Annotated in this window: 24 protein-coding genes, 1 pseudogene and 1 riboswitch; of the genes and pseudogenes, 9 read left to right on the top strand and 16 right to left on the bottom strand. The window is 32.2% G+C overall.

Going from position 1 to position 21,750, the window contains the following annotated elements; translation table 11 throughout:
• Window positions 1–333: 333 nt before the first annotated feature.
• Window positions 334–1,371, bottom strand: a complete 1,038-nt coding sequence (locus COE53_RS20620) for a M42 family metallopeptidase (protein ID WP_069034425.1) — start codon at window positions 1,369–1,371, stop codon at window positions 334–336.
• 207 nt (window positions 1,372–1,578) lie between these two features.
• On the opposite strand from COE53_RS20620, the gene COE53_RS20615 reads away from it, so the two are divergent.
• The gene (locus tag COE53_RS20615; protein WP_353615540.1) at window positions 1,579–2,100 is read left to right on the top strand and encodes a hypothetical protein; all 522 of its coding nucleotides are present in this window, start codon (window positions 1,579–1,581) and stop codon (window positions 2,098–2,100) included.
• A gap of 176 nt (window positions 2,101–2,276) precedes the next feature.
• Here the strand turns inward: COE53_RS20615 and COE53_RS20610 are convergent, their stop codons facing one another.
• The 3 genes from COE53_RS20610 to COE53_RS20600 form a co-directional block, all read right to left on the bottom strand.
• Window positions 2,277–2,546: a UPF0158 family protein gene (locus tag COE53_RS20610; protein ID WP_286162609.1), complete on the bottom strand. Its 270-nt coding sequence runs from the start codon at window positions 2,544–2,546 to the stop codon at window positions 2,277–2,279.
• Window positions 2,547–2,889: 343 nt separating this feature from the next.
• Window positions 2,890–3,018 (bottom strand): RDD family protein, encoded by a 129-nt coding sequence (locus COE53_RS24520; RefSeq protein WP_084006960.1) that lies wholly within the window; start codon window positions 3,016–3,018, stop codon window positions 2,890–2,892.
• Window positions 3,019–3,037: 19 nt separating this feature from the next.
• Entirely contained in the window at window positions 3,038–3,292 is a 255-nt protein-coding gene (locus COE53_RS20600) for an RDD family protein (protein WP_175403509.1), read from the bottom strand.
• Between the two features lie 310 nt (window positions 3,293–3,602).
• On the opposite strand from COE53_RS20600, the gene COE53_RS20595 reads away from it, so the two are divergent.
• Window positions 3,603–4,799, top strand: coding sequence for an FAD-dependent monooxygenase (locus COE53_RS20595; protein ID WP_069034428.1), 1,197 nt, complete (start codon window positions 3,603–3,605; stop codon window positions 4,797–4,799).
• 190 nt (window positions 4,800–4,989) lie between these two features.
• Here COE53_RS20595 and COE53_RS20590 read toward each other — a convergent pair whose 3' ends face one another.
• Window positions 4,990–5,568 carry a hypothetical protein gene (locus COE53_RS20590; RefSeq protein WP_098948652.1) on the bottom strand — a complete coding sequence of 193 codons (579 nt, stop codon included), beginning with the start codon at window positions 5,566–5,568 and terminating at the stop codon, window positions 4,990–4,992.
• Between the two features lie 161 nt (window positions 5,569–5,729).
• Window positions 5,730–6,128, bottom strand: coding sequence for a hypothetical protein (locus COE53_RS20585; protein ID WP_069034430.1), 399 nt, complete (start codon window positions 6,126–6,128; stop codon window positions 5,730–5,732).
• A gap of 203 nt (window positions 6,129–6,331) precedes the next feature.
• Here COE53_RS20585 and COE53_RS20580 point away from each other — a divergent pair, with 203 nt between their 5' ends.
• The 3 genes and pseudogenes from COE53_RS20580 (at window position 6,332) to COE53_RS20570 (ending at window position 7,814) form a co-directional block, all read left to right on the top strand.
• Window positions 6,332–6,724 carry a hypothetical protein gene (locus COE53_RS20580; RefSeq protein WP_098948651.1) on the top strand — a complete coding sequence of 131 codons (393 nt, stop codon included), beginning with the start codon at window positions 6,332–6,334 and terminating at the stop codon, window positions 6,722–6,724.
• Between the two features lie 40 nt (window positions 6,725–6,764).
• Window positions 6,765–7,370: pseudogene (locus COE53_RS20575) on the top strand (glycoside hydrolase family protein); the annotation flags it as partial.
• A gap of 318 nt (window positions 7,371–7,688) precedes the next feature.
• Window positions 7,689–7,814 carry a GapA-binding peptide SR1P gene (locus COE53_RS20570; protein WP_098428711.1) on the top strand — a complete coding sequence of 42 codons (126 nt, stop codon included), beginning with the start codon at window positions 7,689–7,691 and terminating at the stop codon, window positions 7,812–7,814.
• A 163-nt stretch (window positions 7,815–7,977) separates the two neighbouring features.
• On the opposite strand, the gene COE53_RS20565 is transcribed toward COE53_RS20570, so the two are convergent.
• Complete coding sequence (locus tag COE53_RS20565) at window positions 7,978–8,430, bottom strand: NUDIX hydrolase (RefSeq protein ID WP_069034431.1); 453 nt, start codon at window positions 8,428–8,430, stop codon at window positions 7,978–7,980.
• Window positions 8,431–8,729: 299 nt separating this feature from the next.
• Here COE53_RS20565 and COE53_RS20560 point away from each other — a divergent pair, with 299 nt between their 5' ends.
• Entirely contained in the window at window positions 8,730–9,137 is a 408-nt protein-coding gene (locus COE53_RS20560; RefSeq protein WP_069034432.1) for a VOC family protein, read from the top strand.
• Between the two features lie 198 nt (window positions 9,138–9,335).
• Here the strand turns inward: COE53_RS20560 and COE53_RS20555 are convergent, their stop codons facing one another.
• Window positions 9,336–10,736, bottom strand: coding sequence for a PQQ-dependent sugar dehydrogenase (locus tag COE53_RS20555; protein WP_069034433.1), 1,401 nt, complete (start codon window positions 10,734–10,736; stop codon window positions 9,336–9,338).
• Window positions 10,737–10,958: 222 nt separating this feature from the next.
• Between COE53_RS20555 and COE53_RS20550 the strand changes: the two genes are divergently transcribed.
• Window positions 10,959–11,282 (top strand): YnfA family protein, encoded by a 324-nt coding sequence (locus COE53_RS20550; RefSeq protein WP_439097791.1) that lies wholly within the window; start codon window positions 10,959–10,961, stop codon window positions 11,280–11,282.
• Between the two features lie 139 nt (window positions 11,283–11,421).
• Window positions 11,422–11,796, top strand: a complete 375-nt coding sequence (locus tag COE53_RS20545) for an FAS1-like dehydratase domain-containing protein (RefSeq protein ID WP_069034435.1) — start codon at window positions 11,422–11,424, stop codon at window positions 11,794–11,796.
• Window positions 11,797–11,962: 166 nt separating this feature from the next.
• On the opposite strand, the gene COE53_RS20540 is transcribed toward COE53_RS20545, so the two are convergent.
• Both COE53_RS20540 and exaC read right to left on the bottom strand, forming a co-directional pair.
• Entirely contained in the window at window positions 11,963–12,235 is a 273-nt protein-coding gene (locus COE53_RS20540) for a hypothetical protein (RefSeq protein ID WP_069034436.1), read from the bottom strand.
• 145 nt (window positions 12,236–12,380) lie between these two features.
• A complete protein-coding gene (gene exaC, locus COE53_RS20535; RefSeq protein WP_069034437.1) occupies window positions 12,381–13,898 on the bottom strand; it encodes an acetaldehyde dehydrogenase ExaC in 1,518 nt (505 codons plus the stop codon).
• Window positions 13,899–14,063: 165 nt separating this feature from the next.
• Here exaC and COE53_RS20530 point away from each other — a divergent pair, with 165 nt between their 5' ends.
• The gene (locus COE53_RS20530; protein WP_069034438.1) at window positions 14,064–14,882 is read left to right on the top strand and encodes a YitT family protein; all 819 of its coding nucleotides are present in this window, start codon (window positions 14,064–14,066) and stop codon (window positions 14,880–14,882) included.
• A gap of 113 nt (window positions 14,883–14,995) precedes the next feature.
• On the opposite strand, the gene abc-f is transcribed toward COE53_RS20530, so the two are convergent.
• The 6 genes from abc-f to COE53_RS24215 form a co-directional block, all read right to left on the bottom strand.
• Entirely contained in the window at window positions 14,996–16,828 is a 1,833-nt protein-coding gene (gene abc-f, locus COE53_RS20525) for a ribosomal protection-like ABC-F family protein (RefSeq protein WP_069034439.1), read from the bottom strand.
• A gap of 421 nt (window positions 16,829–17,249) precedes the next feature.
• A complete protein-coding gene (locus tag COE53_RS20520) occupies window positions 17,250–17,744 on the bottom strand; it encodes an acyl-CoA thioesterase (protein WP_098948650.1) in 495 nt (164 codons plus the stop codon).
• Between the two features lie 16 nt (window positions 17,745–17,760).
• Window positions 17,761–17,874: a hypothetical protein gene (locus COE53_RS24515; protein WP_353616546.1), complete on the bottom strand. Its 114-nt coding sequence runs from the start codon at window positions 17,872–17,874 to the stop codon at window positions 17,761–17,763.
• 245 nt (window positions 17,875–18,119) lie between these two features.
• Window positions 18,120–18,318, bottom strand: a riboswitch (cobalamin riboswitch).
• A 266-nt stretch (window positions 18,319–18,584) separates the two neighbouring features.
• A complete protein-coding gene (locus COE53_RS20515) occupies window positions 18,585–19,973 on the bottom strand; it encodes an amino acid permease (protein ID WP_069034441.1) in 1,389 nt (462 codons plus the stop codon).
• 129 nt (window positions 19,974–20,102) lie between these two features.
• Complete coding sequence (gene brnQ, locus COE53_RS20510) at window positions 20,103–21,458, bottom strand: branched-chain amino acid transport system II carrier protein (protein WP_098948649.1); 1,356 nt, start codon at window positions 21,456–21,458, stop codon at window positions 20,103–20,105.
• A gap of 68 nt (window positions 21,459–21,526) precedes the next feature.
• The coding region (locus tag COE53_RS24215; RefSeq protein ID WP_218962887.1) for a hypothetical protein at window positions 21,527–21,750 on the bottom strand (224 nt) is incomplete at its 5' end.

Below are 21,750 nucleotides of genomic sequence, written 5' to 3'. Positions count from 1 at the left end.
TTTTTTAGTCTACATGCAAACTGCAATTAAATTTTGAGAATCGCAATTAAATTTAGCAAAACTGCAATTAAATCCCAAAGAATCGCAATTAAATTAAAAAATTACCCATACCAGATGGGGTATTCCGACCCAAAACTTGTATAATAGTAGATCCTTTCCAATGGAAAACTAGCATATATGCTATGCAGAATAAAAATTCGAAAAAAATTTGCTAGTTTTATATCATTAAGCTCCATTTTTTCAACACAAAATAAAATGCAACTTTTGAAATACCTCGTACTAGAGATACTTTATCAAAAAGGGGTCGTCCCGTGGACAGCCCCTTTTAAATGATTACTTTGTTAAATATAAGTACAATAATTTCATCGTATTTTCCATCGCACTGTAATGCGTTCTTTCCATACCATGAGAAGCATGAACACCTGGTCCAATTAACGCGCCACGAATATCTTGTCCTCCGCGTAAAGCTGCAACTGTATCAGAACCGTACATTGGATAGATATCTACTGCATAGCTAAGTTCATTTTCTTTTGCTAAATTGACTAAATCAGTCGTCATATTGTAATCGTATGGTCCGCCAGAGTCTTTTGCACAAATCGAAACATCGTATTCAGTACAGCTTAAATCATCTCCAATACAACCCATATCAACTGAAATTAATTCAGTAATATCAGATGGGATATACGAAGAGCCATGTCCAACTTCTTCATACGTAGAAATAAATAATTTTGTTGTATATGTAGGGACAATCTTTTCCCTTTTAAACAATTCAAGTAAACCAATTAAACATGCTACACTTGCTTTATCATCAATAAATCTTGATTTTATAAAACCGCTTTCAGTAATTGTCGTTTTCGGGTCGAAGAAAATAAAATCTCCTGGGCTAATACCAAGATTTAATACATCCTCTTTTGACTTAACACATTCATCAATACGAACTTCCATGTTTTCTGGGTCACGTTTTTTTGTTTTACTATCTTCGAATACGTGAATTGATGGACTTGTAGATAAAAATGTACCTGTATATATTTTTCCTTCACGCGTTCTAATTTGACAATATTCACTATCAAGAGTTGGTACGATTGGCCCACCAATAATTGTAAACTTTAATGTACCTTTACTTGTAATTGATCGAACCATTGCCCCTAACGTATCAACATGTGCTGATAATCCGATGACTTGCTCATTGCTTTTACCAGGAATTGTGATCACGCCACAACCTTTATTAGTCGTTTCAAAGTCATATCCTAAACTATTTGTCCAGGACTGAATTAACTCCATAATTTCAAAGCAAAAACCACTTGGGCTATTAAACTCTAGTAATTGTTTAGCGGTTTGTAGCACATATTCTTTGTCAATTTTAATATTCATAGCTTTTCCCCTTCAATTTTGAAATTTTCATGCAATTCTCAACGTATTTATCATACATTTATTTGTGTTTGTTATCAATATTTCATCATTTTGCATTAACATGTTTGGCGTATTGCGATTTGATTAGTCTCATATAAATGATGTATATCGTAAATTAAATGAGGTGAAAATGTGTTTTTTTTCAAACCAATTACTGAAGAGGTCCGGTTGTTTCAACTAAAATTTACTAAACAAAATAAAACCAAGAAATTTATTTTAGCTTCTATTTTTTCGTGTATTGCTGCATTGTTTCAAGCTGCTGGTGGCCTATTACCAGGTATAGGATTATTTTTAAGTCCACTCGCCACTGCACCAATTTTATTATGTTCCATGTTTTCCATTAAAAATGGAATAAAGTCCTATTTTTTAACAATCCTGTTGTTATTGATCCTACAGCCAACTGAACTAATTGTCTTTCCTTTTACAACAGGATTATTAGGACTTGGCTTAGGCTTGGCTTTTCACTTTTTTAAAAATAGATTATCGATTATTGCGACGGGAGCAGCTCTTTTAATGTTAGGTATTATGAGTCTATTATATCTTTTCCACTTTCCAGTCTTAGGGCCGGGATTTTCTGATTCTTTTTCAATCAATACTGTTCTAATTATTTTATTATTTTCGTTCCTTTATTGCTGGTTCTGGGTTGAAATTACTTTAATTATTTTTAGAAGATTGGCACTGCTAAATTAACTAATTACATAGAAAACGTTAAAAATCCCTTCATCGAAATCTGAAGGGATTCATTTTATTTGCTTAAACTTAATTGTTATAGGGAGGCATATAATCTTTGATAAGTCTAGTTAGGAGCTTAGTTAGACTAATAGTTTCTAACATTTTCGGTTTACTGTTTCTTATTTCTAGAAATTCTAATCTATGTACTCGATATCATTATTTTGACACCATGCGATCGCTAAGTCTTTATAGCGTCTGTCACGATAACTATACCAATCCATATCAATATTTAACTCTATAACTGCATCTTTAAATCTTCTAAATGCGCCTTTTCCCTCGATTATGATTTGTAATATATTTTGTATTTTCTCATCTTTAACTTTTAAACAAAAGTCTTTAATCATTTTATATTCATCAATTTCATATTTTGAAGGTAATTCTTTATAGTCCTCAAAATTTTCCACAATTTCATTTGCGATTTCTAAATTTTCTATCTGCCAATCTTGTAAATCATCGAAAGGTTTTTCATCTTCGGCATCAATTAGATCATCTTCAGCAACCGAAAAAACTTCACCAGTTTTTATGCATTTCTAATTCTTCAATAATATCTTTTATCTTTGCTTTATTTGTCATAAAGTATCACCTTCTTATTTTTTATATTAGGCAAATCAATTGTGTTACTTCGATAATTATACTTGATAGTTCTATAAATGAATGCACTTTCCTTCTAAAAAAAACTGACTAAAAGAAAATTGGACCTTTAAAAAGCTCCAAATTAAATGCCCTAAGTAGATCAATTAAATAAGATTATTTATACACGACATAAGTATTGGCTAATTTATCATGTAATGCTGTTTTCCTATTTGAAAAAGCAATCATTATATAACCAATAAATAAAATGAAACTGGAAACAACTTGGGCTAACCAACGGCTAATTGCCTCAAATACAGATAACTTACTTCCATCTTTCTTTGTTGATTACTTTAATACCAACAGTGGCCTTTCCGATTGTCCCCTGCAATTTTGTAGCTGGCAAAAGCATTAAGTAAATAATACCAATGAGATCAATAAGTAGGTTGTATGTATTATTTGTGTTAGTAAAGAAACTAAGAAGCAATGGACTTAGAATAAAACCTAATAAAATAATGATACAAAAATCAATTGTATATGCGCATAATCTTATCCAAAATCCTGCATATTTAAATTCCAATATTGACTCCCCTAAAAATTAAATAGATTACTATGAAATCGGTTTTTAATATTAAAATGATTATACCTATCTAGTGTTATTCTGTAACTTGGGGTAATTTGCCTTTTTTTTAATGAAATTTAAATAGTCCATATGAAACTTAACTGACCGTTTGTTCAATAATAAGCCTTCAAATTTAGATAGATAAACATTCATCCATTCACCCCTAGATTATTGTTGAAATTTCACGAAAGTACATAAGTAAAAAAACAGTGAATATATTGTTGTTATGTTGTCTAATTTTTTTTAGCTGAGGAGTGATTAACTAATTATGAAGCAACCGATGCGTGTTCTTATTTCCGGAGCGAGCATTGCAGGGCCAGCACTTGCTTACTGGCTTCATCGCTATGGTTTCGAGGTGACTGTAGTAGAACGGGCTCCTTCTTTACGCCCAGGGGGATACGCTGTTGATATCCGTGGTGCTGCAATTTCTGTGCTTGAACGAATGGGAATTCTTGATGATGTTCGTTCATTAGATACACATATGACTGGAGTTTACTTCGTGAATGATAAAGGAAAAATTAAAGGTAAAATTAGTGAAGCAAGTATGGGGAATCAGCAAGGGATGGATATTGAAATTATGCGTGAGAATCTTAGTAACATTTTGTTCGATTTGACCAAGGATAAAGTTACATATATTTGGGGCGATTCAATTACCTCTATTCATGAATCAATGTCAGGGGTTGAAGTTCAATATACTAATGGGAAACCAGATACATTCGATCTAATAATCGGCGCTGATGGAATCCATTCCAATGTGCGTACGTTGAAATTTGGTGACGAGGATCAGTTTAAACGTACTCTCGGCTGTTATATCTCAATTTTTGAATTCGAGAATTATCTGAACCTCGACCACTCTCAAATGCTTTATACCGTTCCGGGTAAAACTGTTGGAATGTATAGCGCAAATGATAAAAAGGAAGCAAAGGGCATGTTAGTGTTCCAATCCGAGCCACTTAAGTACGACCGTTATAATACAGAAGAACAAAAAAATCTTATTAAAAATGCTTTCGAAGAACTTAATGGTTGGGAAACACCGAACTTGCTCCAAAAATTGATTAATGCTTCAGATTTTTATTTTGATGAAATTTGTCAAATTCACATGCCGACCTGGTCAGATGGCCGAATTGCTTTAGTAGGTGATGCGGCTTATTGTCCTTCACCCCTCTCAGGTCAAGGTACTAGCCTGGCCCTTGTCGGAGCATATGTCCTCGCAGGAGAGCTGAAAGCTGCTAATGGTGATTACAAAAGGTCATTCATCACCTATGAAAATGTGATGAAAAATTTTGTTGAAAAAAACCAAAAAATAGGGCTTTTAACTGCTGGAGGAATGATTGAAAAATCAAACTTCAAAATTTTATTACGCAATGCAATGTTACGCTTTCCCATCTTAATGAATGGCATGTTTAAAATGATTACGAGAATGATCGCTAAAGCTGCCAATGAAATTGAATTGAAAGATTATTAAACTATTTTATTGCTCTATTTCATAAGGCCTAGTTCAATAAAAACCAACAACGCTTAGAGTAAATTCTAAGCGTTGTTTCTTTTTATTCATATCAAAATTTTTCTGAAGTAGCCCTTATTTAATTAATTAACTTATTTCAACACATTATCTAATTTAAGAACCATTTCTCATTTTTCGTTTTTAAAATCCATTACCCATTAACACTAATAAATTTATAACTTCTTGGAATTTTTTGTAAATCTGATGGATTTTTCGAGACAACTTCAATGTCATAATATCTTTTTCGAGTAAGTGTAAAGTCCCCATTATCGGCGTCATTATATCTGCTAATCATCTTAAGTTTGTTTATTTTTCCTTTAACACCTGTTTCTTTTTCAAATAATTCATTAGACTTTTTTGACAACTGACTAGTCGTTTCTTTTGTAAAGTAGCTACGGGTTTCAAATGATTTATATGTTTTTTGAATGACTATAAACACTAAGATTAGTGCGATTATTGTTGTAATTAAGGCAGTTACTGTTATGACATAAGTCACTTTAAAATATTTCTGAAGTAAATAAAAATATCCATAATAAGGTAAAAACACAACTCCAATAGGTAGTCCTATGTAGAAAATCGATAAGTATAAAGTTTGATAGAACAAATCAACAACCTTTAAAGGATCAGTAAGAAATATCAAGAGAACACTTATTAAAAAAGGGACGCTATACAGAACAAAAAACCTCTTTGTTACATAATTTGGAATCGAAATTCTAGATGATAATTGCATTAATATTCCTCCGAAAAAAAGCATATAAATCTATCTTTAAATAAAAATGTTTATGCTAATTTAGATAAACATTTAAGCATATTCTGATACAACTTAACAGCCATTTACTGCAACATTCTATGAAACTTGTTGAACAATGAGATTTTAATATAAAAAACAAATTAATATAAAGAAATATCTTCCTTAACTTTAAATTTAAGTTTTCCATCTTCATCAACAGATTTTATCGTAATTAATATATTTCCAGAATAACCACCTTCAAAATATCCGATAACTGATTCTGTATGTAATTTTCCTTTATTGTCTTTATAATGTAGCTCCATTGTACTCTCTCCAACATCCTTTGAGGGATTTATGTTTAGTTTATAGTCCTTATGCGAAGCAATTGTAGGTATCTTTAGATCGGTTTTAACATGATCATAGGTCAAATATATTCCCGTTACATCTTTATTTGTTTGATTTTTAATTTTAATATCAAATCCACTTTGAAAATGAACATAACCTATTATCCCTACAATCCCTGTTATTAAAATGGCTATTACTACTAAGATTTTTTTCATTCCTACCCCCTATTCATTAAAATTAGAACTCTTTAACATTCCCATTTCAATAGATTATAACATTCTTTATTGCAAACTTTCTTTTTGTATAGTGAACCTTTTGAAATCTATTACTTTATTCATTCTTTTTCAGTAAATCATAGAATAATAGTAAAGTTCTAAAAATAAATTTTACAGAGATTAATTAGATGAGGGGGGAAATTTTGAAAATAGTAAAAATAGTATCCTTTATAGTAGTAGGTATTTTAGGTTCCATTATTTTACTGATTGCCTCTTCTTTTACTTTTTTAAATCTTGTTAAAATCACCATTAATAAACCTACTTCATCACTGTCAGCTGGAATAAGGGGTGTGAATTGGGCAGATGAGCACGACAATTTTGTCGATGGCGTCATTTATGTAAGTGGACTGGCCAAAAATGATACATACGATTCTGCAAAAGTAGTAGGCCGACAAGTGATCGGGCAGATGTTCGATGAAACTGGTGCTAACACAGTTAGACTACCCATTAATGAAGCGACAGTCGCAAATTATTGGCGTACTTATACAGGGGCCATTGATGCTGCGTTAGAAAGAGGCAAAGTCATTTTTTGCTAGGCCACCGAAAAATGGAAAACCTGAAGATCTCAATAAATATTTTAGCATGTGGAGTACTGTTATTAAAAAATACGGAAACAACCCCAACTGTTATTTTGAACCTATTAATGAGCCATATGGTTATAATACGAAAGATTTACGCAATCTCTATCATGATTGGTTAACAAGCTTCAATATTCCAAAGAAAAATGTCATTCTTGATGGAATTGGTTTGGCCGCTCTTTATATTAATCCTCTAGGAGATGACAAACGACTTGACGGAACAATGCTTGCCGTTCACTGCTATGCGTTTTATGCAGGATATGTACATATTAATGCCCTCACAGAAACAGGATGGTCAAATATTTTAACATTTGAAATTGGAAAATACTCCGATCGTGCCATCATTACCGAGTGGGGAGCACCAATGAAAAGCGGCTTGGATTATTTGGTAAAAAAGAGTAAAAATGATATTAACTATGTTCGTGCAATGAGCAAAAAAATTAATACGATTGGTGCTGGAAGTGTTTATTGGCCAGGCTTGCGGGACGGTGATTCTTATAGTTTGATGGAGAAAAAAGTCACCAACAAACAAATCATTCTTAAGGTAACAAATCAATCTGGACTTGAAAAACTGCAAGAATCCTGGGGTATGCCTATTCACTAATATTAGTCGAATAAAGATGACCTCTTGACGCTAGTCGGGAGGTAATTTTCAATTAAAATATCTTTTAATTAAGATAATCAATAATATAAAAAAAGTTATTAGTTATTCATGGACAAAATTGATACCAAAACATACTCACACTGTTCTATTTTTCGTTTTTTTAAATCGAAAAAAAATTTTTTTTAAGTCCATTTCTACTTGAAAACCTTGCTATATCAACGTTATTTCAACCGGGACAATTCACGTCCACAGGGTGGGTAAAGTCCCTGGAGAAATCGTGATTCGAACGTGTTATAGTGGGTTTAGGAGGTGTTTCTAATGCAAATTTTAATCTGTAAAGAATGCGAAGAAACTATTGAGTACGCGGAGTATAAAAAAGTTGTGAAAATCTATTCAACTTGCGAAAACTGCAAAAACGAAGCAGCAACTTCAACTGCAAAATAACATAGAATAAAAAAGCTAATATTGTAATTTAGACCTTAATAAAAAAATACTTAATTTTTAAAGGTTTAACAAAAAAACAATTAATATAATATTGAAAATGAAAAAAGGATCTTAAAAAAAGATCCTTTTAATCATTATTTAGTCTTAATTCCACATTCTAAGTTCAATAGTTAGAATCCTTATACAAGTTTAAAATAGGAATTTCACATGGATTAATTTCTGATGGAAGGTCATGAAAATTAAAAAAGCCTAACTCGAGCACTTCGCTTTCTTCTGGCTCTAATTGCCCAGTATATTCAGTACAAATATACGTCGCAATTACATTATATACCTCATCCCCATGGGGATATTTATAATAAAATTCTTCTCCAGAAAAGATGTTAAAAAACTCAAGATTTAATGCTGTAAGACCAGTTTCTTCTTTCAATTCTCTTTTAGCCACTTCTTCTAAATTTTCTCCTAACTCTAATGATCCACCAGGTAATCCCCAAGTCTTATTATCTTTTCTTAATTGTAATAATACTCTCTTTTGTGAATCTAGTAGGATAACATTTGCACCTGCCATTAAGATAGGTCGACTACCTACAACTTTTCTTAAATCCATAATATATCCCATTGATTTTCTCCTCAATATACAATGATTCTGTTTAATACAACTGTATCAAAAAATTCCATTTTATACCATTTAATTGTTACTTACTCCAAAAAACTAGCTGTAATTCTTAGAATATACTTATTTTCTTTATAGCCTATAACTAACAAAGCAGAAGTAAAAAAGGAATATTTTTCCAATTAAATTACATATATATACTCTAGTTGTATCAAGTTTAAACAACAAAAGCAGTAACACTATATAAGGAAAAGATACAAGTGTTACTTCTTTTAATCAAAGATTTATTAAAAGGAGAAAAGTGAATGAGGTTGAATCATTTAAATTTATGTGTCGATGATTTATCAGAAGCTAGACAATTCTTTGAAACATTTTTTGACTTTAAATTTCTAGAACAAAAAGGAAAAGCTCTCGTAGTGTTAAGTGATGAGCAAGGATTTATTCTCGTGTTAAGTGATCCAAAGGCATTTAAGAGGCAAATGGAAATTAAATACCCTGAAGCTTTTCATGTAGGTTTTTTAGTGGAAACGTCAAGTGAGGTCGATCAACAGTATGAGCGCTTAATAGCTGGGGGCATCCAAATAGACAAGGAACCTTATACCATGAGAGGGAATAGCTATGGCTTTTATTTCACAACGTTTAATAATTTATTGATTGAAGTTTCTTGCCTTGACGATCGAAATGGTAAAAAATTTCAAAACTTTAATGATTAACCTAGATACAAGCTACTTCTCATGATCTAATAGGGATCTTGTATTTATGCATTTTTATCGCAATAAATACAAGAACACTTAACAAGTGGCGAATAGTCTCTTATGTTATACAATGCTCATCAATTATAAACAACCACTGGAGTCAATAATTACCTCCGTGGTTGTTTATTTACTAGTATTAGACAACTTTACTAAAAGTCACGGTACAATTTCAAAAATCGTACCCATGTTTAAATCAGTCACTTTCATAGAACCATAAACCGCTAAATAGATTTTAGTTTGATTTAAATTCGTCCCCAAACCTACATAATAGGCCGGTTGAGATCCAAAGTCATAATCAGTTTGTATAACACTGAAATCACTTTGTTTACCATCTGGTCTTAATTTCGTATAAGCTAAAACTCCTTTAACCTGTGCTTGAGATCCTTTTTGTACCAAATCGGTAAATACAATACCACCAGTTAAACTAGGAATTTCATTTCCCATGTATGACTGGACTCCTGTAAGTGCCGTTCCTTCAAATTTATCTGGTCTTGGATCTTTATGAAAATAACTAGTTAAAGGTTGAAGACGGCTCGCTGAAAGTGTAACTGATTGATCGTAATATGCTATTGTTTTCTCATCCACATTTGAATTATCTGTACATCCATTTATTGTCGAAGTAGGAAAAGCACCTTCCCAACCTCTCCAGCCGAAGTTAATAAATCCCTCCATCTCAGATTCAGAATTCATTTGGATTAATTGAGTGACCGGAATTGGTTTATAATGAACAAATGAAAAAAGCGACTCGACCAAATCCTGACCGACATTTCCAATATATTTAATATATTGATTATAAAATCTTTGATATGAAATACCTGATATATTACGAACCCCTTTAGCTATTACTGTGAGAGTTTCTTGAATACTTGTTGGAAGTTCATTAAAACGAGTTACAATAGGAGGATTATTGCTGTTAATGTTTTTATTTATATCAATTTCAATTATTTTACCTGCAATTTCCAAATTATCTTGGCTTAAGTTAAATGGATCATAGCCTGACCCACCATCTCCTGTTGTTAAAACAAGTTTACTTGTTTCGGGTGAAAAATTTAAAGTGTTAAGTCCATTATGATTCAAGAACGGTCTTTTAATGTTCAATAATGTCCGTCGTTTTTGAGGCTGACCATTTGATTGGAGTACCCATTCTTCAACTGTATCAATATGGTTATATTGAGTTTCCCTATTCAGCCATTTCAAATTTAATGTTTTGGGATCACATGGATTAGGTTTAAAATGGTTAGAAAGAGCACTTGGCCCCTGAGAACCAGCTACTGAATAATGAATATAAAACAACCCATTATGATAAAAATTAGGATGAAATGCTAACCCAAGTAAGCCGCGTTCGTCATAGCCTCCAGACTCACCTAATTTTAATACCCGAGGTCGAATATCTAAAAAAGTCCTGATTTCTCCATTTCCTATGTAAAAAATCTCTCCTACTTGTGTTGCAATAAATAATCTTTCAACTGAATCACCTGGAAGAATAGTTGTTTTCAAAACGGTTGGTAAATTGACCTTACTAACAACGGGACGTAAATTCACTTTAACTTTTAGCACTAAACACTACACCTCCTCTTCATATTATTTTCTTCTATAAAATTATGATTAGAATAGTTCTATTAGTACCGAAATTCATGATCTAAGAGAACGATGGTAAATTTATAAAGATTCAAATAGAATGATCGTTTCTTTTAGTCTTTATTGTTAAAATAAAGGGCATAAACTTGTACATATGTTTTCACCAATTTGTCTTTTAATAGAAAGGAAGAAGTAACATTGATCACTGCAATAGTTATATTTTTATTAGCCGGTTTAGCTGAAATTGGCGGAGGATACCTTATATGGTTATGGCTAAGAGAAGGCCAATCAGCTTATTTAGGATTAATCGGAGGGATTATTTTGGCAGTTTATGGTGTCATTGCAACGTTCCAAATTTTCCCATCCTTTGGTAGAGTTTATGCAGCCTATGGAGGCGTATTTATCGTTCTCTCAATCTTATGGGGCTGGGGTGTTGATAAAAAATCACCTGATTTATATGATTGGATCGGTGCGGCAATCTGTTTAATTGGTGTATCTGTCATTTTATGGGCACCTCGTAATTAATCCCCCTTGCTTAATGTTATATCAAGGAGCAAATCGACTATTTAGTCGATTTTTTTAACGATTTTGAAGGATAGTACAGTAAGAAAACGAACTATTTAAGTAAGAAAATTAATATTTTTATTAATAAGGAGGTAAAAAATTGTCATTACAAGTAGGCGATATCATTACATTTGAACGAACTTTTACGGTAGAAGACGTTGAATTATTTACGAAGGTTTCTGGTGATGCAGGCGCACATCATATTACGCCTGATGAACAAGGAAGACTTGTTATTCAAGGTTTGTTGACTGCAACTTTACCAACCAAAATAGGTGGAGATCACAACGTACTAGCACGAACGGTAAATTTCGAATTTTTAAGACCAGTTTACTCAGGAGATACAATAACCTGTGAAGTTACAATCGAGAAATTTGAAAAACAAGAAAATAGAATATCGATCATGTCATCCTTCTTATGTACAAATCAGAAGAATAAACAAGTATTACGTGGAAACTTTGCAGGAGTAATATTATAACCTTATATTTTAAAAAATGCCCGGGGTTCCTATAGGAAATTATTAACTAAAGAAAAGTTGCTTGGCTAACACAACTAGAAAGCTCAATCGCACTCCTTTAAAACGAACATCCTGCAGTGGAAATTTATAATTTTTACATAAAATTAGATTGTTATTGTACAATCTATTAAGTTTGATATAAAGACTGCAATGCCAAATGTTCTAAATCTTTTTTTACATATATATCATATTGAGTATTCTCATTAAATCTCCTACCATTAAAATTCATCGGTAATTTCGTCTTATACTCAATTCCATTCTTCTTCAATTTACCAATAATGATAAAATAGTTTTGATAACCATACGTAGTATAGATTAACTTCCACTTCCGGTTTAAATATAATTGAATGAAACTATACAGTACTATAATGATAAATACATAGATTGCTAGCTCTAACATATTTAGTCCCTCCAATTTATACTTTTTATTTAACATATTAAATAGCTACTAGTTTTTATGTATGGATTTTAGAAAATTATTATTTTGTATTCTTTCTATCTAAATAAAAACACTCCAGTAAATGAATACTGGAGTGTAAAAGTTATTAAAAGAATCCTAGTTTACTCGGTGAATAACTAACTAGCAAATTCTTTGTATTTTGATAGTGGTCCAACATCATTTTATGCGTTTCACGACCTACTCCTGAATTTTTATACCCACCAAAGGCTGCATGTGCCGGATATGCGTGATAGCAGTTTACCCAAACTCGACCTGCTTCGATATTGCGTCCGAATCGATAAGCAGTATCCATATCACGAGTCCATACTCCCGCTCCTAATCCATATAAAGTGTCATTAGCGATTTCCAATGCCTCTTCTTTTGATTTAAATGTAGTAACCGAAACAACAGGACCAAAAATTTCTTCTTGGAACACTCTCATTTTATTGTTCCCTTTAAAAATGGTCGGGTTTACATAAAAACCATCTTTCAATTCTCCATCAAGAACGTTGCGACTACCACCAACTAAAACTTCTGCACCTTCATTCTTTCCAATTTCAAAATAAGATAAAATCTTATTCAATTGCTCGTGCGAAGCTTGAGAACCGATCATTGTTTGAGGATCCAATGGATTTCCTTGCTTAATCGCTTTTACTCGGTTTACTGCTCTATCCATAAATTCCTCATAAATTGATTCATGAATAAGCGCTCTAGAAGGACATGTACATACTTCCCCCTGATTTAAAGCAAACATCGTAAAGCCTTCAAGTGCTTTATCGAAAAACTCTTCATTATCTACTACATCTTCAAAGAAAATATTAGGAGATTTACCACCTAATTCTAATGTAACAGGAATTAAATTCTTTGAAGCATATTCCATAATTAGTCGACCAGTTGAAGTTTCACCAGTAAATGCAATTTTTGCAATTCGATCACTTGAAGCTAATGGTTTACCTGCTTCAAGTCCAAATCCGTTTACAACGTTAACAACTCCAGGTGGCAATAGATCTTGAATTAGTTCCATTAAAACTAACACAGATGTTGGCGTTTGCTCAGCCGGTTTTAAAACAACACAATTCCCTGCAGCAAGGGCTGGAGCAAGCTTCCATACAGCCATTAAAATCGGGAAGTTCCATGGAATAATCTGACCGACAACCCCTAATGGCTCTTTATAATGATATGCAACTGTATCACCATCAAGTTCACCGAGCGATCCTTCTTGCGACCTGATACATCCGGCAAAATAACGGAAATGGTCTATTGCTAAAGGAATATCTGCAGCTAAAGTTTCACGAACAGGTTTACCGTTTTCCCAAGTTTCAGCGACAGCAAGATATTCTTTATTTGATTCCATACGATCAGCAATCTTATGTAAAATATTTGCCCTCTCAGTTACTGACATTCTCCCCCATTTACCTTTTGCACCATGTGCTGCATCAAGTGCTTTTTCGATATCTTCTGAAGTCGATCTAGCCACCTCACAAAAGACTTGTCCAGTTACAGGCGAAACATTTCCAAAATACTGTTCTCTTACTGGTCTTACCCATTCCCCACCAATAAAATTGTCATAACGATTTTTAAACGTAATTAATGAACCAGATTTTCCAGGTGTAGCAAATACCATAATGATTCCCCCTTAATAGCTTGTCTCTTTCTAAACCTATGAAAGTGTGTTTATAACTATGACTAATAATAGATAATTTGTTTAATAGAAATTTTTTGATTCAAGACACATTATTAGGTAGAATGATAGAAGTGAAAAAAATCTGTTAGAAAATGAGGGGTAACTGTGCGTAAAAACTTCGTAGATATTTTATATCTCCTTGTTGGATCAGCTATATTTGCAGTCGGTGTTAACTTCTTTGCAATACCGAATAAATTAGCTGAAGGTGGCTTTACAGGCATTACGATGATTACTTATTATCTATTTAACTGGTCACCTGATGTCGTATATTTTGTTTTAAATGCTTCCTTGTTAATAATTGGATATAAATATTTAAAGAAACAACTAATAATTTATACAGTTATTTCAATCGTAGCGATTTCATTTTTCTTACGTATTACGGACGGTTACGGCGTACCTACAAGCGAAACTTTACTAGGTACTATTTTTGCTGGTGTTTTAATCGGTCTGGGGTTAGGAATTGTCTTTCGTGCGGGTGGCACAACAGGTGGTTCTACGGTTCTTGCTCAAATGGTACATCAATCCTTTGGGTGGAGTATTAGTAAATCTTTACTTTTATTTGATCTAATTGTCGTTTTAGGTGGTTATTTTGTAATCGGCTTTGAGAAAACATTATATACTGTCATTTCTATTTATATAGGTATTAAAGTTTTGGATTTTATTATGGAAGGATTAAATCCTAAAAAAGCGATTACGATTATTTCCGATCAAGCAAATGAAATTGCACAAATCGTTTCAAATGAAATGAATCGAGGCGTAACGATTTATACTGCAAAAGGCCATTTCTCTGGCTTAAGAAAAGAGTCCTTATACATTATTCTTAATAATAAAGAACTATTTGAACTAAAAAAAATAATCCACACAATCGATCCAAAAGCATTTGTCGTTATACATGATGTAAATGATGTACTTAAGGCAGGATAAATAGTTAAGTAAACTCGGACTAAAAATAAAAAACAAATCACCATAAGTAATCTTAACTTAAGTGATTTGTTTTTTTATTTTCCCTGCACTTTTTGTACTAAGTTCTTATGTTCTTACCCTTTCTTCTCACTTCTCTCTGACAATAACCTCTCATTTATTCCATCAAGTTCCTTTTGTAGCTTGACGATTTTTGAAATTTGAGCTTTCTTTTCTTCATCCGTATCTTTTTCTTCTGCATTCATTGCAGCTATTTCAAGTTGTAATTTAATTCGTTCATTTAATAAAGTTTGCTGATCGTTTGAGATGTTCTGTCTTCCGTTCCATTCTGAAAAAGATCCTTTGAAATCATAAAGATTTCCATTTTCAATATGAATTACACGATTTGAGACCTTTTTTAGTAAATATGGATCATGTGACACTACAACTACAGCTCCAGGATATGCAGCTAATGCTTCCTCAATTCTTTCTCTCGTGTGAATATCTAAATAATTTGTTGGTTCGTCAAGCACTAGTAGATTAGAATCAGAAAAGTATAACTTTACGAAAGCAACTCTACATTTCTCCCCCATACTTAGTTGAGCAATACTCTTGTAAACATCCTCTCTTCTAAAAAGGAAACATGCTAAAATTGTTCTTGCTTCTGTTTCAGTCATATTTGGAAGTGATAAAATTTCATTTAAAATTGTTGAATCCTCATTTAACGCTTCAAGCTCTTGCATAAAATAACCTATTTTTAATTGAGGATTATGTCTTACAGAGCCATTACAAGGAATCATTAATCCTGTTAATAATTTTAAAAATGTAGATTTTCCAGAACCATTTTTTCCGATTACTGCTAATCGATCTTCTCGATTTAAAATAAAATCAACTTGATTAAATATCGTTTTGTTATCATATGAAAAATCGACTTTTTCAAAAGTAATCATTTGTTTTGCTGAAAATGAATCATTTTCAAAGCTCGCTGAAATTAATTTAGCTTCTTTTGGTTTTTCTACTTTTCTTTTCTCTAATCGATCTAAATCCTTTTCTTTTGATTTAAATCTTAATGCATTTTTTGCTGCTTGTTTCTTAGCAAAAGGATCTCGTTCACTGGCTGCATTATGCGAGCTTGTAAACCATTGTTTATATTGATTAATTGTTTCAATAAGCTTTTTCTTTTCTGCTTCTTGTTTTTCATATTGAGCCTGCTGAGTTTTTCGCTCATGTTCTTTTTGAATTTTGTAAGTTGAATAGCCACCACTATATTTAAATGTACCACTATCAGTTAATTCAACTGTAACAGTCGCAACATCATCAATGAATTGACGTTCATGAGAAATAAAAAGTACACTACCTTTAAAGTTTTGTAACCATTCCGTTAACCATTGGATTGACTCAGAGTCCAAATGATTTGTTGGTTCGTCTAAAATTAATAGCTTTGGTTGCTTCATCATTACTTTTGCTAATTTGACTTTTGTTTTTTGCCCACCGCTTAAATGACTGAATGGAATATTCCATAATTCTTGCGGTAATTGAAATTTCTTCAAAACTTGATCTATTTTTGTTTCCCAATCATAGCCATCTAATTCTAAATATCTACTTAAGTTCTCGTTATATTTAGCAAGATTTTCTTCATTTGACAAATCAAGTAGATATTTTTCTAAATTCTTTTTAATGAAGGATCGTTCCTGATCAAACGATTCGATCACTTCCCTTGCCAAAATGCCTTCCTGATTCTCTTCATCTGTTAAAAGCCATCCAATTTCATCTTTTGAATAGTGAATTTGCAGCATTCCTTTTTTCAATGGAATATTACCTAAAATGGCATTAATAAATGTTGATTTTCCAACGCCATTTTCACCAATTAATGCTACCCTTTCACCTTCTTTTATATCTAAGTTTCCATTTTTAAAAATTGTTTTACCGTTTAATTCTATTTCTATATTCGATGCTTTTATAATAAACATATACTTCACTCCATCCGATTTTAAAATATCACCCTGCTTAAAAAATTCAATCCTTTATCGAAAGCATTTTTTAAGAAAGAAAATAAAAAACACACAAGCAGTATCTGCCTGTGTGTAAATTGGATGTGATTTAATAAGCCGTGTATATATATAAATATATACGTTAGAATATTTTTCTAATGAAATGTAATAGTAAATAAACCATTCATTTAAAACAATGGATTAAATTTAATATTAGTATAGGCTCATCAATAGACATAGTTATCCAATTTCTCTGACTTCAGGCAGAGTACTTTTTTGCTATAAAATTCGTTAGCTTAAAAAGTTATCGGATATTGTACATAGTGTCTAAATTTGATGCCTCCTTAAAAATATTAATTTAATCTTAGCTTACTTTTAGTATGATTTCAATGGTTTCTTTTTATTCTTTCCAAATTAATGCCAATTCCTTACTCAATTTCTTTCTTAATTGGCGACTTTCTAATCGTTTAAATGCTAATTGCTGTAATTTAATTTCTTCATCAGTTTCTGGTATTACCTCTACTACTTTATGTGGTTTTCCATCTTTAAGTGCAACAAATGTTACAAAACATGTTGCAGCAACCCTTTTTTCACCTGAAAGTAGGTCTTCGGCTGTAGCTCGAACAAACACTTCCATTGAGCTTGAGCCTGTTAAGATCACGAATGATTCATAATATATGCAGTCACTTTCACGAACTGGACATAAAAATTCTACTGAATCCATCGATGCGGTTACACATTCCATTCTTGAATGCTTTGTAGCTGAAATGGAAGCAATTAAGTCCATTGCGGCAAGCATTTTTCCTCCGAATAATGTACCATGGTTATTTAAATCAGTTGGAAAAATTCTACTACTATCAAATACTCTGGATTCTTTTACATATCTACCACTCATCGATTTCACCCTATCATTAAATAATTGAATAATATTTTTCTCGAACTTTTTTCGCAGATTTTACCATATTTGATAAGGCATCTATTACCTCAGTTTCATTACGTGTCTTTAAACCACAGTCCTCGTAAATGTTTTTACTACCACTTGCTAATGCAAAATATGTCCCTAGACTAGGTCTTTCATTTATTTCACCATTTCTCGGATATCCTAAATTACTATATGTACTACTTTTTCCTTTTCCTTTTAACTAAAATAAAAAAGCATTTTTATCTCATAAGAGACAAAAATGCCTTTAAGTTGGAAAACATAAATAATTAGAACAAGTTAACTTAAGCTTTCTTTCCATAAGGCACCTCCCTATCTCTCGTAGGTCAAACAGCGTCGTTAGAATAGGCAGGTCTCCTGACTTAAGAATTTTTGTAAATAAAAGCCTTCCCTAAATTAATAAGTGGCATCTTCTTATTTACTCCTCTTTTACAGTGGCGGGACCGTGTTGGAATTAAACCAATCTTCCCTTTTAAGTAAATGATTTCAAACTATGAACTTCATTTACACCTATTCCCTACTATGTAGTTTTCATCATTTTGTCATAAAATGCAAAAATAGTCAAAATATTTATTTTTTACTGTACGTACTGTTTTAAAAAAACTTTAATTTTTGTATTAAAAAATACTGTCGATTTATTTATTCAGTTAATATAAAAAATGCGTTCGTATAATAGTCTCATCCAGTTTAATACTGTTTGATCTAATCATACGAACGCATAAATTGTTTATAAAATTAATATTTTTTATTGAAAAGCTATGTTCTTAAGAACATCCCATCAAATTAAGTCAAGTATTAGTTAGCTATTTCTTCATCTGCTTGGGCATCTAATGGTACACGTTTTCCGATACCGAAAGCATAAAAACAAATGACAAGGATTGCCAAGAAAATAATCCCTACAATAAGTGAGATACGTGTGTCATCATTAAACCACATACCGATTAATACCAAAACTAAGTAGGCTAACGTTAAGTAATTAGTAAATGGTGCAAAAGGCATTTTAAAAGGATGATTTTTAATTTCATCTCCCTTTACTTTTCTAAAACGAATATGACTAATTAAAATGACAAACCACGGGATCATCCCAGGAAGTACACTTGCACTGTATACATACACGAATAAGTTTTTTGGGGCAATAAAATTTAAAATAACGCCAATTATTAAACCAATTAGTACACCAATCGTACCGAATAAAGGCACTCCGTTATTTGAGACTTTTGTAAAATATTTTGGTGCTTGTCCATTTATACCTAATGTATAAAGCATGCGTCCAGCACTATAAATACCACTATTACAACCAGACATCGCAGCAGTAATTACTACAAAGTTAATAATTCCAGCTGCAGCTGTAATACCAAATTTGGCAAAAGTTACAACAAACGGGCTACCAATCGAATTTAGTTGATCCCAAGGGAAAACTGTTACAATTACAAAAATAGCACCTATATAGAAGATTAAAATACGCCAAATAAGACTTTGAATCGCATCTTTTAATGTTTTTTTCGGATTTTCTGCTTCTCCAGCTGTAATACCAATTAATTCAACACCTTGATAAGCTCCAACAACTAATGAAAGTGCAAAGAAGAAACCTGACCAACCACCTGTAAAGAAGCCGCCATTTTTCCAAAGGTTAGATAAACCAATCGCATTTCCTCCGTTTCCAAGACCGAAGAAAATAAGACCAAACCCTGCAACAATCATCAATAAAATTGTAACGACTTTAATCATTGCAAACCAAAATTCAAATTCACCAAATGATTTAACAGAAATTAAATTTGCTGCACCAAGAATCACAATTGCAATAATTCCTGGTATCCAAGCAGGTAGGTCTGGAAACCAATACTTCATATATGCCCCAACTGCAATAATTTCTGACATTCCAACAATAACCCACTGGAACCAGTTACTCCAAGCAGTCATATACCCTGCTAAAGGGTGAATATATTTATGGCCAAATGTCGCAAATGAACCTGTACTTGGCTCTAAGTAAAGCATTTCTCCCATTGCACGCATAATGAAGAAGATAAAAATCCCCGAAATTGCATAAGCAAGCATTACTGATGGGCCTGTCCAATGAATTGTACTCGTTGAACCCATAAATAAGCCTACGCCGATTGTACCGCCTAATGCAATCATCTGAATATGGCGCGCTTTCAATCCTTTTTTCAATTCCTTTTGTGCCATTCTATTTACTCCCCTTTCTGATGAAACAATTGTCACTTTTTGAATTACTCTAAAAAACTTCTCCCCTTTTACCATTACTAACTTACTTAAGAAAATTTACAGTTAAAAAGCTTCGTTATTTCCCTAAAATTAACTAATCTTTCGAATTGAACTAGGAATATCTTTCTTATCTTTCTTACGTATAATACTAATAAAATAACCAATAAAACCACCAATAATAGCTGGAAATATCCAACCTAAACCTAAACTATACAACGGGAGGTACTTAGAGAAGAAATGATGAATTACTTCAATTTGTATTCCAGCTGAGTTTAACCCATCAAAAAGACTGACAATAAAAGTTAAAATCAAACTGCCTTGATACACTTCTGACCTACCTTTAAACGTATAGTGTAAGAATGTTAAGAAAATTAAGGATATAGCGATAGGATATAGTGTCATTAATACAGGAATTGAAACTTTAATTAGCTGTGTTAAACCTATATTTGCTATAAGTGTACTAAATACAGTTATAATGATCGCAATTTTTTTGTAAGAAATGGTTGGAAACAATTCATGAAAAAAAGTAGAACAAGCAGTGATTAGACCTACACTCGTAGTCAAACATGCTACTGTAATCATTAAACCTAATAATATTGCTCCATAAGAACCAAAATAATAGTCTGAAACTTTCGCTAAAACTTCAGCCCCATTATCTAATCGACCAAGTTTCTCAACACTAGAAGCCCCCATATATGTAAGAGCAGTATAGATTATTGCTAAAAGTGAAGCAGCTAATGCTGTTGACTTTCCACAAACGATCATAAGCTGTTTTTTAGTAGTAACTCCTTTTCCTTTAATTGCGTTGACAATAATAATTCCAAAAACAAACGCTACAAGTGCATCCATTGTTAAATAACCTTCTTGGAACCCTTTAAAAAACACATTTGTTGTGTATCCTTTAAATGGCTCTTGAAATTTCCCAATTGGATGAACAATAGCAATAAACACAAGCAATCCGATAAACGTTAATTTAATAGGAGTTAGAAATTTTCCTACTACATCAATAATCTTCGTAGGATTAAGTGATAACAAGCATGTAACTGTGAAAAATAAGATGGTAAATATGATTAATGCACCAGGATTTGCATCATTTGATAAAAAAGGTTTAACACCAATTTCAAACGATACATTCCCTGATCTAGGGATAGCAAAAAAAGGACCAATTGCTAGATAAAGAACCGTAGTAAATACAATACCAAACAACGGATGAACCCGTCTAGCTAAAGATTGCAAATTTTTTTCACCTGAAAAAACAAAAGCAGTAACACCTAACAATGGTAATCCAACTCCAGTTACTAAAAAGCCTGCATTGGCGATCCATAAGTTTTTTCCGGCTAACTGTCCAAGTATGGGTGGAAAAATTAGATTTCCTGCTCCAAAAAACAGTGCAAATAACATAAAACCTAAAATGATTATAAAAGTATTAGGTACTCTTGGTGACATAAACAACAACTCCGATTATTAATTTGTATAAAGTTTCCCAATTGGACTAATTTTCAGACCAAACAATCTTACCTCACATTTTCATCAAATTCAATAAAATTTATTATAATAAGATATTGTTTCTTCGCATATTTATATTTTGTCACAAATTTTTCAAATCTATAAAACCCAATTCGATTGATTCTCTTTAGATTTGTTGTTATTGGACAGTTAAGTTTTGATTTCGTCACAAAAAAACACCTCAGTTGATAAACTGGGGTGCTTTCACTCTTTTGAAAAACAACATTGTCAA

Source organism: Bacillus sp. AFS029533, assembly GCF_002585125.1.
Taxonomy (GTDB): Bacteria; Bacillota; Bacilli; order Bacillales; family Bacillaceae_G; genus Gottfriedia; species Gottfriedia luciferensis_B.
Note: the sequence above shows the minus strand (reverse complement) of the source record. Positions and strands in the feature narration are given on the sequence as shown.

Bases quoted from the DNA above. Each gene is read 5' to 3' on its own strand.
- COE53_RS20520 (WP_098948650.1), bottom strand. From the start codon at position 17,744: ATGAGTGGTAGATATGTAAAAGAATCCAGAGTATTTGATAGTAGTAGA.
- brnQ (WP_098948649.1), bottom strand. From the start codon at position 21,458: ATGTCACCAAGAGTACCTAATACTTTTATAATCATTTTAGGTTTTATG.
- COE53_RS20540 (WP_069034436.1), bottom strand. From the start codon at position 12,235: ATGTTAGAGCTAGCAATCTATGTATTTATCATTATAGTACTGTATAGT.
- COE53_RS20590 (WP_098948652.1), bottom strand. From the start codon at position 5,568: ATGCAATTATCATCTAGAATTTCGATTCCAAATTATGTAACAAAGAGG.
- COE53_RS20570 (WP_098428711.1), top strand. From the start codon at position 7,689: ATGCAAATTTTAATCTGTAAAGAATGCGAAGAAACTATTGAGTACGCG.
- abc-f (WP_069034439.1), bottom strand. From the start codon at position 16,828: ATGTTTATTATAAAAGCATCGAATATAGAAATAGAATTAAACGGTAAA.
- COE53_RS20620 (WP_069034425.1), bottom strand. From the start codon at position 1,371: ATGAATATTAAAATTGACAAAGAATATGTGCTACAAACCGCTAAACAA.
- COE53_RS20565 (WP_069034431.1), bottom strand. From the start codon at position 8,430: ATGGGATATATTATGGATTTAAGAAAAGTTGTAGGTAGTCGACCTATC.
- COE53_RS20595 (WP_069034428.1), top strand. From the start codon at position 3,603: ATGAAGCAACCGATGCGTGTTCTTATTTCCGGAGCGAGCATTGCAGGG.
- COE53_RS20585 (WP_069034430.1), bottom strand. From the start codon at position 6,128: ATGAAAAAAATCTTAGTAGTAATAGCCATTTTAATAACAGGGATTGTA.
- COE53_RS20560 (WP_069034432.1), top strand. From the start codon at position 8,730: ATGAGGTTGAATCATTTAAATTTATGTGTCGATGATTTATCAGAAGCT.
- COE53_RS20515 (WP_069034441.1), bottom strand. From the start codon at position 19,973: ATGGCACAAAAGGAATTGAAAAAAGGATTGAAAGCGCGCCATATTCAG.
- exaC (WP_069034437.1), bottom strand. From the start codon at position 13,898: ATGGTATTTGCTACACCTGGAAAATCTGGTTCATTAATTACGTTTAAA.